We start from the raw sequence: 11,936 nt of genomic DNA, 5'->3' as shown, positions 1-11,936 counted from the left end.
TCCTATCGGCTCGGTCAGCCGTTGATCATGGTGTTGAAGCGGGCGAGTTCGTCGGCTGGCACACCGACATTATGTCGATCAGCAGGATAGGCGCCGCTTTCGACGTCGTGACGAAATTCGCGGAAAGCGGCAATCCGCTCTTGCTGGAGGCGGTCGTACTCCGCCGCGAAATTGCGATAAGTCTTGGCATGACGTGGAACGTGGCCACGGGTTTGGCCGAGCACGTCGTCAGCGAAAAGATACTGCGCATCACAGCCAGCGCCTGCGCCCATGGAAATCATGAAGAGCGAGGTCTTTGCACTGATGATTGCGGCGACTTCTGACGGAACGACCTCGATTTCCGCTGCGAAAGCCCCCGCCTCTTCCAGGGCCTGGACCGCCATCCAGATCGAAAGCGCGCTTTCGGCCGTTTTACCGACAGCCTTGAAACCGCCGGTCCAGGTTGCCTTCGAGGGGATGAGGCCGACATGACTGCAGACCGGGATGCCTTCGTCACGCAGCCTGCGAATAATGCCGAGGCTGGCTGCGCAATAGACGGCATCGCCGCCCGCTCGCATCGCCTGGAAGGCGGCTCGGAGATACTCCTCCGCTGTAATGAAGTCGCCGTATTCCAGGCCTGGAACAGCAAACACCGTCGGGGCCGCTTCGCGGAAGGCTGGTCCGAGCAAGGCCGGGGGAACGGAGACCATTTCGATCCCGGCCTTTTCAGCAGCCTCTGCCTCTTCGAGCGTGACAACCCGCAACATGCTCAATTGCCGCTTGCCCTTGAGTGCCCTTTTCGTCCCCCAGGGATCAGGCTCGGACCACCGTTGGGCACTCACACAAATGGAGTCTTCAACCCAAATAATTTATTTATTAAATTAATTGTTGACGACGACTGTAGGATGTGGCTTTTTGCGACCGTCGGCATTGGGAAAACCGACGGAGGAGCAACATCATGAAGTTTACGAACAAGCCTTTCGAAATGTCGCGTCGCCACTTTTTGGCAACCACGGGCTCGGCGATCGCTGCATCGGCCCTGTCGACGCCTGCCATCGGACAGACCCGCGAACTGACCATCATCTCCAACCGTGGGAATGTCGACCAGCGAAAGGCGCTGGAAGCGATCGCCGCAGCGTTCGGCAAGGAAGCGGGCGTCACTGTCTCGGTCAACAACATGGACCACGAGGCGCACAAGACGGCCATCCGCAACTATCTCGTCACCAGCCCGCCCGACATCTGCTTCTGGTTTTCGGGCAGCCGGATGCGGTCCTTCGTGACCCGCGGGTTGTTTGAAGACATTTCCGATCTAGTGGCGCGCGAAAACTATGCCGATGTCATCGGCAATACGCTGGGCTCGGTCACCGTTGACGGCAAGCAGTATGGCCTGCCGACTGGAGGCATCCTCTGGGGCCTGTTCTACCGGCAGGACACCTTCGACGAATTTGGCCTCACCGTGCCGAAGACATTCGACGACTTTTTCACGCTCGCGGAAAAATCCAAGGCATCCGGTCTCGTCCCCATGAGCATCGGCACCAAGGATCAGTGGCCCTGCGGCGGCTGGTTCGACCACATGAACCTGCGCATCAACGGTCTCGACCATCACATGGACCTGATGGCCGGCAAGATCCAGTACAGCGACGCCTCCCTCAAAGAGATCTTCGATCGCTGGGAAGCGCTGATCAAGGCAGACCTCTTCACGCCCAATCACACCTCCTTCTCATGGGATCCGGCAGCCGCCGCACTTGTGCAGAAGAAGGCCGCCATGATGGATCTCGGCAACTTCATCAAATATGCCTTCCCGGCAGAAGACCTGTCGCAGGTGCGGTTTGCACCCTTCCCCGAAATCAAGCCGGGTATGGAGCAGTTTGAAGACTTCTCGGTGGATTCGATCCACATGCCGTCAGGTGCGAAGAACAAGGATGCCGCACGGGAATTCCTCGCCTACTTCTACCGCCCGGAGAACCTGTCGGCCTATCTGATGCCGGAAGGCAATGTACCGGCCCGCAGCGACTGCGAAATCGGCGACGACCCGATCCTCAAGATGTCGGTCGAGGCCCTGAAGAGCGTCAAGGGGACCGCGCAGTTCTATGATCGCGACAGCGATCCGGATCTCGCCCAGGCCGGCCTGAAGGGCCTGCAGGAATTCATGGTTCGCCCCGAGCGGCGCGACACCATCCTCGCTCAGATCGAGCGCACCCGCGCCCGCATCCACGGCTGACCCTCTACAACGCGGGCGAACGCCGTTCGCCCGCCCCAAAACCGGTAGTAGACCCATGACAATTTGGTGGCGACGACACCGAAGCTGGCTGACGCCCGCTCTCCTTCTCACACCGGGACTTATTCTGTTCCTGGTCATCATCGTGGCCTCGTCGATCGAAACCTTCTGGATCTCGTTTTTCGAGTGGGATGGCATCGGTCCGAAGACCTGGATCGGGCTTGGCAACTATGTCGAGCTTCTCGACGATCCGCAGTTCTACACATCGCTGAAGAACAACGTCATCTGGCTCTTGATGTTCTTGGCTGCCCCTCCGGCGGGGCTCGCCATCGCACTGCTCGTCAATCAGAAAATCGCCGGGATGCGGCTGGCGAAATCCCTGTTCTTCATGCCGCTTGTCCTTGCGGCCGTCACCGTCGGCGTCATCTTCAACTGGTTTTACGACCCGACCTTTGGCCTGCTTGCCATCATCTACAACGCCCTCGGCGCAACGGCACCCGCCCTTTTGTCCGACGAGCACCTCGTCACCTTCGCGGTGATTATCGCTGCCCTTTGGCCCCAGATCGCCTTCTGCCTGGTGCTGTTCCTGGCAGGCCTCAACAATCTGGACGAAGAACTGATCGGCGCCGGGCGCGTCGACGGCGCCCGCGGCTGGAACATGCTGCGCCATGTTGTGCTGCCGCAACTGACGCAGGTCGCCTTCATCGCAGTCGCCATCACGCTCGTCGGTGCCTTGCGCTCCTTCGACCTCATCTCGGTGATGACGGCAGGCGGCCCGTTCGGTTCGTCCACGGTCCTCGCCTATCAGATGTATGAACAGTCGATCTTCTCGTACCGTTTCGGTTACGGCGCAGCGATTGCAACCGTTCTCTTCCTGATCATGGCGTTTTTCATCGCCTGGTACCTGCGTGGCCTGATCAAGGCTGAGAAAGGGACGTAACGCCATGTATCCCCGCCCCATTCCCGAGACACAGACCGCTGCACGCGCGCTTTACATGACGATGGTTTGCGCCATCCTCGTCCTTTGGCTGCTGCCCCTTTTCGCCATTCTCCTCACATCGTTTCGTTCGTTTGAAGATGTAATGGCCGGAAACTACTGGGGTTGGCCAACCGAGTTCAATCTCGTCGACAACTATGTTGCCGTCTTCCAGCAAACGAAGATGCTGCAATACTTCGTCAACAGCCTGATCATCACGGTGCCCTCGGTCATCATGGTGCTGGTGTTTTCGACCATGACGGGCTTTGTCCTGTCGCGCTATCCATTTCCCGGATCCATGGTAATCTTCGTGCTCTTTGTCGGCGGCAATTTCCTGCCACAACAGATCATGATGATCCCGATCCGGGACCTGATGGTGTCGCTTGGCCTCTACGACACCTTCTTCGCTCTGATGGCGTTTCACATCGCCTTCCAGACGGGTTTTGCCACCCTCTTCATGCGTAACTTCATCGCGGCCCTACCGGCGGAGCTCTTCCAGGCGGCCCGGGCAGAGGGCGCCTCGCCCTGGCAGATCCTGATCCACATCGTCGTGCCGCTCGTCCGGCCCGCCCTTGCCGCGCTCGCCATCCTCACCTTCACCTTCATCTGGAACGACTACTTCTGGGCGATCGTGCTGACCCAGAGTGATGCGGTGAAGCCGGTGACCGCGGGTCTTGCCAATCTCAAGGGCGAATGGGTGTCGCAATGGAACATCGTCTCTGCGGCCACGATCTTCGTCGCCATTCCACCGGTCCTGATGTTCTTCCTGATGCAGAAGCACTTCGTTTCGGGCCTGACCATGGGCGCCGTCAAGGGATGACCGACTGCGCCCGGCCTTTCATCGACACACTTGCAAGGGGCTGACCAATGAGCAGCGTCAAACTCGAAAACCTTCAGAAGCATTACGCACAGTTTCACGCTCTGAAGGATATCAATCTCACGATCGACAAGGGCGAGTTCATCGTCATGGTCGGCCCCTCCGGATGCGGAAAGTCGACACTTCTGAAGACGATCGCGGGCCTTGAGACAGTCACATCCGGCACGCTCTCGATCGGCGGACGCGACGTCACCCACGAGGAACCGGGTGACCGTGGCATTGCGATGGTTTTCCAGTCCTATGCGCTCTACCCGCATATGACAGTCGCCGAGAACATGGGCTTTGGCCTGAGAATGGCGAAGCGCCCCCAGGCGGAGATCGATGCGGCGGTCAAGCGCGCGGCGGAGATCCTCAGGATCACCGAACAATTGGATAAACGCCCAAGACAACTGTCTGGCGGCCAGCGGCAACGCGTCGCCATCGGCCGTGCGATTACCCGCTCTCCCGAAGTCTTCCTGTTCGATGAACCGTTGTCGAATCTCGATGCAGCACTGCGCACACAGATGCGCGTGGAGCTTTCGACGCTGCATGCCCGACTGGGCTCGACCATGATCTATGTGACCCACGATCAGGTCGAGGCCATGACCATGGCGACCCGGATCGTCGTCTTGAACAAGGGTGAGATCGAGCAGGTCGGATCGCCGCTGGAACTCTACACCAATCCGAAAAACCTCTTCGTCGCCGGCTTTCTCGGTGCGCCCCGCATGAATTTCTTCGAAGGAACGATCGCGGATATCTCGGGGAATACGGTCACCACGACCATTGAAGGTCTCCCACCCGTCAGCCTCGACGGTGTCGACACGCAGGGTCTTTCTCCGGGAGACAGGATCACGCTCGGCGTTCGACCAGAGAAGCTGGCGACAGGTGGCGGGTCAAGCGTGACCATTCCCGCCCGTATCCGGCTGGTCGAGCATCTCGGACGCGAGACCGTGTTCTATGCCGACGCCTCTCCCTTGAAGACTTCGGGGTCTGACACCGGAACCGAGAACATCACCGTGCAGCTGCCACAGATCGTGCCCTTCGCCAGCGATGCCGCGGTCACGATCGGCTTCGAGATCCCCGATGCCTATCTGTTCGGCCCGGATGGGCGGACCCTTACCGCACGCAAGCCGCTGCAAGCCATCTGAATACCAGGAGCATTCCCATGAAACGGACCCAACCCGCGCCACTTTCCGTCTGGCGCCCGATCTATCTCGACGACTTCCTGCTGGGCGTTCCGCACTATCCGGAGCATGTCGACGAAAGCTACTGGCAGCGCGACGCCGAACGGATGAAAGAAGCGGGCTTCAATGCGGTGCGCATGGGCGAATTCGCCTGGCACATCTGGGAACCCTTCGAGGGCAAGTTCGACTTCGACCTCTTCGACCGCGCCATCGAGGTGCTCGGCAAGGCCGGCATCAAGACCATCCTTTGCACCCCGACCGCCACCCCACCGCGCTGGCTGACGATGAACTATCCGGAAGTGCTGCGCGTCGATCGCAACGGCCGCCGCGCAAGCCATGGCTCAAGACAGCATTGCGACACCACGAGCCCGGTCCTGCGGCAGCACAGTCGCCGGATCACGACTGCGATGGCCGAGCACTACAAGGACAATCCGCATGTCATTGGCTGGCAGACGGACAACGAGTTGAACACGACGGTGTCGGAATCCTTCTCCGACTCCGCCGCGCTCGCGTTCCGCAACTATCTGCGCCATCGCTATCAGACGATCGATGATTTGAATTTTGCCTGGGGTGGCCATTTCTGGGCCACGGCTTACGACAATTTCGACCAGGTGGTCCTGCCGTTCCCGATGGCACCGTCTTTCAGCAGCCCTGGCCACGTGCAGGACTACCACCGCTTCCTGGCCTGGGCGACGGCTGCGTTTCAGCGGGACCAGGTCGAAATCCTCCGGGCGACCAATCCCGACTGGTTCATCTTCCACAATCTCGGCAATCTGCAGGACATCGATTTCCGCGCAGAATTCGGCCAGGATCTCGATTTCATCGGCTTTGACATCTATCCGATGCTCTATGACGAGTTCCGGCGGACCAATGGCCATGCCGCAACCCAGGCCCTGCAGCTTGATCTCTGCCGCAGCTACAGCGGAAACTTCCTGGTGCCCGAACAGGCGTCGGGTCTCGGCAGCCAGCCGTCCTTCACCACGATGAATCCCGAACCGGGTGAGATGCGCCGCATGGCCTTGTCTTCGGTGGCACGCGGCGCCGATGGCCTGATGTTCTTCCGCTGGCGTCCGGCCCACTTCGGTGCGGAAATCTACTGGATGGGAATTATCGACCACGATGATGTGCCGCGGCGGCGCTATCAGGAGGCCAAGCAATTCGCCTCCGACATCCACAAGATCAAGGATCGCCTGCTCGGAACGTCCGTGCATATGGATGTGGGCATCGCTGGTGCTGATTTCGACAATCAGGAGGCACACAAGACCTATCCCATCGGCCTGCCCTCCCCGCAGGACGACGGCACCCTCTTGCATGCTCACTGCTATCGGCGCGGCATCGCTTGCGGTTTCGTGCATCCGGAAGATGACCTGTCACGGCTCAAGGTCTTCTACGTGCCGCATTGGGTGATGTGGAAACCGGAATGGACCCCGAAGCTTGAGGCCTTCGTGGAGGCCGGCGGCACGCTCATCGTCGGAGCGATGACGGGCACGCGCGACATCAACAACCACATCATCCGGGAGCAGGCGCCCGGCGGAGCACTGGCGAAACTCTGCGGCGTCAAGGTCGTCGAATTCGGTCGTCTGACCGCGAAGAACGGAGACGGGCTCTTCCAGCGGATGACACCCCAGGCCGGGTTGTATGACAATCCCAATCGTCCGCCCCCCTCTTCGGCGGAACGGATCTATGCCCTGGACTTTGCCGGACGGCGACTGGAAGTCGAGCACCTCTACGAGCAGATCGAGACCGAGCCGGACGTAGAGATCCTCGCACGCTGGTCGAACCGCTTCCTTCAAGGCGAACCGGCCGTTACCCGCCGCAAGGTTGGCAAGGGCGAGGTCATTTATGTTGCGACCTATCTCACCCCAGATCTGGTTGAAGCCCTCGAGGAGCAGGTTCTTTCACCACGCGGCGTCAGCCCGCTCCTCGACGATCTTCCGGCCGGTATCGAAGTAACCTTGCGCAGCTCCGAAGACCAGAAGCTTCTGTTCGTGCTGAACACGCTTGAAACACCGACCATGGTTCGTGGCCTGCCGTCCGGTTTCGATTTGCTGTCGGGCCGGGCCGTCTCCCGGGAGGAAGAGCTCGAAGCCTACGGCTGCCTGATCATCAGTCTCGATTGAACCCCATAATCTCCCAAGCAACTGGGCGGTGGAACATCAGTTCCACCGCCTCTTTTTATTCCGCTTCTTTCAGACCGCTGCCACTGGCTTCGAAATTGAACAGTGCCTGCGTTGCAAGGGCGGCCGCTCCAGAGCTCCAGAAATCATCCCGTTCATCCGGAACGATCGCAGGCGGCTCATCATAACATCGCGCCGCCAGGCTCTCGCGCATGGGCCCGAAGAGCAGATCGCCAAAACTGACGGCCTCTGCGCCCACGATCACGACCTCCGGGTCCATGATGTTGACGGCGTCCGCCAGATGGTAACCGATCGCCTTGCCGGCCTCCTGAAGGATGCGCCGGGCAACGGGATCGCCCTGGATTGCCGCTTCCTTCATCGCATACCGATCAACGCCCGCTGGCAAGCCCCGCTCGGATCGCCAGGCCTCGACAATTGCAGGTTCCGAGTAGAAGGCCTGCAGACAGCCTCGGCGGCCGCATTCACAAAGGGGCCCGTTCGGATCATGCGTCACATGCCCCAGTTTCCCGGCCCGGCCATGGGCGCCTCGGTGAATAACGCCATCGTTGACTGTCGCACAGGCAATGCCAACGCCAAGCGCAAGGGCCGTGAAAATCTTATGATGCCGCCCAAGCCCGAAGAGATGTTGGGCCAAGGCAAAGGCCAGCGTATCGTCTTCCATCCAGACCGGTGCATTGACCCGCTGCTGCAACATCCGGCCGAATGGCACGTTTTCCCACTGGAAACGTCGGCTCTGCACGCAGATCGCCTGCTCGATGTCGACGGTCGCCGGCATGGAGAAACCAATGCCGATCAGCTTTCCCTGCAGATCCGGAGCCGTGCGTCGTAGTCGGACAATGGCCTGCTCCGCGGCATCGAGCACATCTTCCGGCTTGGACGACTTGTACTCGACCGTCAGGCTGGAGAGGACCGATGTCGACAGGTCAGTCAAAACACATCCGAGCGTCCCGACGTTCATCTTGATGCCGATCGCATAATGGCCCGCATAATTCAGCTCGAGCGGTATCGGTCGCCTGCCGCTTGCCCCTGGCTGTGTCTCACCTTCACGCAAGTAGCCTTCGGCAATGAGGTCCGCGACGACAAAGGTCACGGCCGCCGGGCTCAAGCCGGTAACGGTCGCGATATCAGCCCTGCTCGCTGGCCCTTCACGCCGAAGAAGGTTGAGTATGAGCCGCCGGTTCATGGCCCGGGTCATACGCTGATCAATCTTCACGAATTCGACACTCCAAACAGTGCTGCGGTCTTAACGAGAGACACCCAACTACCAGATCGAGTCGACGTTGTCGCCCGAATGCGGCGCTGACGCGCCTCGGCAGGACGTGCTGATGACCGCGCAGGGATGGCATCGTCTCCCGTTGCGTCCTGCCATACAACTGCACCCAAAAAATCTGTGCGAACTAATGGCAGGATTCACGATTTGGACGGTGAAATATCGTCAAGGAAGCTACCTCAATAGGGGGGGTTAGATGCCTAGATAGTAGCCTCCGCCTTGAACAGATTCGAACCTTCGACCCGCCCGTCATAAAGCCCTACCCAACTAAAATTATTGATGCTCTCTTCTAGCATCTGCGGCAGCGTCGTATCAGGAACAATTTTTGGCACCAGTGATGGGTCTGGCGGCTTTAAGCTAGAGGCATTTGGCGCGGAGATACGGGTTGAAGCGGCGGGCAACGAGGGCCAGCAGGAAAGGCTTGGCGGACGATGATGACCCTTCGGCCAACAATTACGGCGCGTGCTGCCTATCGTACGGACTGGCAGGCCCAGGAGCGTCCATATGCGATCTCCTAGCGCCCTACACGGGCAGTAAGGCAGGAATTCTCGACACGGCGCTTCTCTCACACCTTTCCATCGCTGTTGCCATATTGCATAGAATGGGGGTGCCGTGATTCGTTTCTGGTTTTTTATCCTGCCCGCATCAGCGGTGAGCGCCCATTTTCCAGTGCGCCTGACCATTTCGATTCAGATTGGCAGAATCCGCCAGCGTGGAAATGAACTGTCGCCGAAAAATGGCGGCGTATTTGCCGCGTCTTCAGCGACACCAAGGCGCCCAAGGAGAACAGGGGCGTTCACGCTACGAGAACTTACCCGAGGTCGAGACTTTCACTAAGCATGTGCGTAAAGGACCTTCGTCGATCGCGCGAAGAATTAAGCGACTTCTCGCGGCAGCTCGGATTGAGGCTCGGGGGCTGTCTCGAAGGTATTGCGGATAATTTGGTTTGTCCACGCATCGACCGTTTCCGCAGCCATTCCGTTTTCGCGGAATATTTCCTTCAGCCGCGACTTCACGGTGTTCCCAGCATCAACCCAGCTGTCAACAGCAGCTTTGTTCATGTATTGGGTCAATGTGCGGTCCTCGCTATCATGTCAGCTCGAATAGACGGTCTGATCTCTAATTACCAAGTTCTGGTGACGTGCATATTACGGTTGCGAAACTGAATGCTACCTTAACCATTCACGTCAAGCACCAATTTTTCACGTCATACGCCGTTTCCGACCTAATAGCTAGGAAATGATTCAGCTTTTCAACGCGGGCCGCACGAAAAAAGCGAAATTTTCCACGAAAATTCCCAATCAGCGGTTGATTGGGCTCGAATTTTCATATTGGTAACCCTTGGTACACCGGCGCATATCCAGGCAAGCATGGTTAAGATATCGAAAAGTGATCGGCGCAAACGCGCAACGGTCAAAGAAATCATCAAACGAATCTTTCCCGAAGGGACCAATGAAACAGGTAAATCCTGTGACGATCCTCCGGCGTTTCCCCCGGATGTCTTCGCCGCTGCTGCATTCCTTCTGGAGCGCTCCGGTCTTTACGTCTACCTGTCACCGGGTGAACGACATATCTGGGGACAGCCGTGGTTCTTCGTCGACCCCCATATGAAAGAAACCTGGTTTGAGGCTGCGCAACAATGGAAGCGCTCGCCAAAGACGCCTATCGCCGTTCAGAATCTTTGGAAGGAACTGTACGTCGATAGCGGCAACGCAGAATTTACGCTCATCCCCGAGCAGAACGAACCGATGCCTCGATGGGTCACTGCCGCATTCGGTTTGATGTACATCGCCGATGAGGCATGCAGTGACGTCGGATATCTCCATCACCGGCAGATCACCAAGGACAGCAGTTGGATCGCCTTGAATCTGCTGGATGCCGAAATCGAGAACATCAAACGCTCGGTCGAAGCCATGGGCGGCAATGCGACGCACACGCGTATCAAGCATCACCAGTATTCGATCACCAAGCAAGCATCGCTCGATATGGTGAGTGTGCAGCCGAAAGCCCATACCTCGCAAGTCGGGCTCAGCATGCGCGCGATCTCGCAAAACCTTGCGCTTCTGCCTTCGCCAAGTCGAATGGCTGCAACGTGGAACCGGATCACCGGGAACATCGAAGGCCAGACGGGGCTGAATATTCTGCTGATACCCTATCCCTTTGAAATTGAAGCACATCATATTCACAAGCAAATACATGGCGACCCCGATCAGCCGTCCTGGGGCTGGTTCGACGTCCGCCAAGGCTGGCTTCCCGATAAACACGTTCTATTCGAATTCGTTTCTGCGCTTATCCAGCGCGCAGAGGAGCAAAGTCAAAGCCCTGTTGATGTCCTTGTATTCCCTGAGCTCTCACTAAGTTGGGTACATCACGAATATCTCGTCGACAACCTTGCCAAGGCACATCGAGAGTTGGAATTCGTGGTGTCTGGCTCGAGCACCAACTGCGATGGTCATGCCGGTAATTTCGCGCTCACGAGTTCCATCAACTGGGACGGACCTAACCATACAATCCACACGAACTCGCGGGGAAAACACCACCGCTGGCGCTTGGATGAGGGTCAGATCAAGATGTACGACCTCGAAGAGAGCCTTCCGGGCTCGACATCTGTCTGGTGGGAAAAGATTTCGGTGGCTCGTCGACTGGTCCATACCCATGTTTTCCGTAACAACTCATGCTTTACAACATTCATATGTGAGGATCTCGCACGTTCCGATCCAGCGCATGAGACCGTTCGCGCGTTGGGACCGAGTATCGTCTTCTGCCTTCTAATGGATGGACCGCAACTTACGACGCGATGGGGTGCCCGCTATGCACTCGGTCTTGTAGAAGACCCAGGCTCGGCTGTCCTGACCTTCACGTCACGCGGATTGATGCAGCGCACCCGAAACAAGGCGCTGCGGGAAGCTGATGGCGAAGTTCCTGACGCCAGATCGCGTGGAAAAGCCTATCCGCGAGCAGAAAACTGGTCAGTTGGGCTGTGGCGAGACGTCGATAGCGGCCCCGTCGAGTTGCACTGCCCTCCGCCCGATCACGCGGTCATGCTGAAGCTCAAGGCCGCAGAGAAGGCTGACCATTCCTATGACGGTCGCGTCAACGGCGATGGTGTGTCCTGGCGCTACGAATCCTCCCAGACGATCCGGCTGCCCGTTGGTGATCCTGCGCTGGCCGCTCTTGAGAAAGCCAAGGCCTGAGGTTTCGGATGCTGCTCTCGCGTGTGGCTAGCTATGTGCGTGACAAACTCAATTGCGGGTTCTATTTGAAGTTGCGTCGGATAGAGATTTACTCCCAAAAAGATCATGTTCGCGAGACGAT

9 protein-coding genes are annotated in these 11,936 nt (G+C 58.4%); 6 read left to right on the top strand and 3 right to left on the bottom strand.

From position 1 onward, the window contains the following. Nucleotides 1–14: 14 nt before the first annotated feature. Nucleotides 15–821, bottom strand: coding sequence for a 3-methyl-2-oxobutanoate hydroxymethyltransferase (locus tag EKH55_RS28110; protein ID WP_069456829.1), 807 nt, complete (start codon nucleotides 819–821; stop codon nucleotides 15–17). 116 nt (nucleotides 822–937) lie between these two features. On the opposite strand from EKH55_RS28110, the gene EKH55_RS28105 reads away from it, so the two are divergent. Genes EKH55_RS28105 through EKH55_RS28085 form a run of 5 tightly spaced genes read left to right on the top strand, consistent with a single transcriptional unit; the run spans nucleotide 938 to nucleotide 7,333 of the window. Beyond that, complete coding sequence (locus EKH55_RS28105) at nucleotides 938–2,200, top strand: ABC transporter substrate-binding protein (RefSeq protein ID WP_069456828.1); 1,263 nt, start codon at nucleotides 938–940, stop codon at nucleotides 2,198–2,200. A gap of 55 nt (nucleotides 2,201–2,255) precedes the next feature. Continuing rightward, complete coding sequence (locus tag EKH55_RS28100) at nucleotides 2,256–3,137, top strand: carbohydrate ABC transporter permease (protein WP_069456827.1); 882 nt, start codon at nucleotides 2,256–2,258, stop codon at nucleotides 3,135–3,137. 4 nt (nucleotides 3,138–3,141) lie between these two features. Next, the gene (locus EKH55_RS28095) at nucleotides 3,142–3,993 is read left to right on the top strand and encodes a carbohydrate ABC transporter permease (RefSeq protein ID WP_069456826.1); all 852 of its coding nucleotides are present in this window, start codon (nucleotides 3,142–3,144) and stop codon (nucleotides 3,991–3,993) included. A gap of 47 nt (nucleotides 3,994–4,040) precedes the next feature. Further along, nucleotides 4,041–5,177, top strand: a complete 1,137-nt coding sequence (locus tag EKH55_RS28090) for an ABC transporter ATP-binding protein (RefSeq protein ID WP_069456825.1) — start codon at nucleotides 4,041–4,043, stop codon at nucleotides 5,175–5,177. 17 nt (nucleotides 5,178–5,194) lie between these two features. Further along, on the top strand, nucleotides 5,195–7,333 hold the full coding sequence (locus tag EKH55_RS28085; RefSeq protein WP_069456824.1) for a beta-galactosidase: 2,139 nt from the start codon (nucleotides 5,195–5,197) through the stop codon (nucleotides 7,331–7,333). 55 nt (nucleotides 7,334–7,388) lie between these two features. On the opposite strand, the gene EKH55_RS28080 is transcribed toward EKH55_RS28085, so the two are convergent. Both EKH55_RS28080 and EKH55_RS28075 read right to left on the bottom strand, forming a co-directional pair. Beyond that, on the bottom strand, nucleotides 7,389–8,564 hold the full coding sequence (locus EKH55_RS28080; protein WP_342585772.1) for an ROK family protein: 1,176 nt from the start codon (nucleotides 8,562–8,564) through the stop codon (nucleotides 7,389–7,391). 932 nt (nucleotides 8,565–9,496) lie between these two features. Continuing rightward, nucleotides 9,497–9,694: a hypothetical protein gene (locus EKH55_RS28075; protein ID WP_131820457.1), complete on the bottom strand. Its 198-nt coding sequence runs from the start codon at nucleotides 9,692–9,694 to the stop codon at nucleotides 9,497–9,499. A 297-nt stretch (nucleotides 9,695–9,991) separates the two neighbouring features. Between EKH55_RS28075 and EKH55_RS28070 the strand changes: the two genes are divergently transcribed. Beyond that, nucleotides 9,992–11,815: a hypothetical protein gene (locus tag EKH55_RS28070; protein WP_069456821.1), complete on the top strand. Its 1,824-nt coding sequence runs from the start codon at nucleotides 9,992–9,994 to the stop codon at nucleotides 11,813–11,815. The last annotated feature ends 121 nt before the right edge of the window (nucleotides 11,816–11,936 follow it).

The organism is Sinorhizobium alkalisoli, assembly GCF_008932245.1.
Taxonomy (GTDB): Bacteria; Pseudomonadota; Alphaproteobacteria; order Rhizobiales; family Rhizobiaceae; genus Sinorhizobium; species Sinorhizobium alkalisoli.
The sequence above is the reverse complement of the archived record's forward strand: the minus strand, read 5'-3'. Positions and strand labels throughout refer to the sequence as shown.

What these genes read in the sequence shown, in the direction of transcription:
- EKH55_RS28085 (WP_069456824.1), top strand. Translation starts at nt 5,195, where the DNA reads ATGAAACGGACCCAACCCGCGCCACTTTCCGTCTGGCGCCCGATCTAT.
- EKH55_RS28095 (WP_069456826.1), top strand. Translation starts at nt 3,142, where the DNA reads ATGTATCCCCGCCCCATTCCCGAGACACAGACCGCTGCACGCGCGCTT.
- EKH55_RS28070 (WP_069456821.1), top strand. Translation starts at nt 9,992, where the DNA reads ATGGTTAAGATATCGAAAAGTGATCGGCGCAAACGCGCAACGGTCAAA.
- EKH55_RS28105 (WP_069456828.1), top strand. Translation starts at nt 938, where the DNA reads ATGAAGTTTACGAACAAGCCTTTCGAAATGTCGCGTCGCCACTTTTTG.
- EKH55_RS28090 (WP_069456825.1), top strand. Translation starts at nt 4,041, where the DNA reads ATGAGCAGCGTCAAACTCGAAAACCTTCAGAAGCATTACGCACAGTTT.
- EKH55_RS28100 (WP_069456827.1), top strand. Translation starts at nt 2,256, where the DNA reads ATGACAATTTGGTGGCGACGACACCGAAGCTGGCTGACGCCCGCTCTC.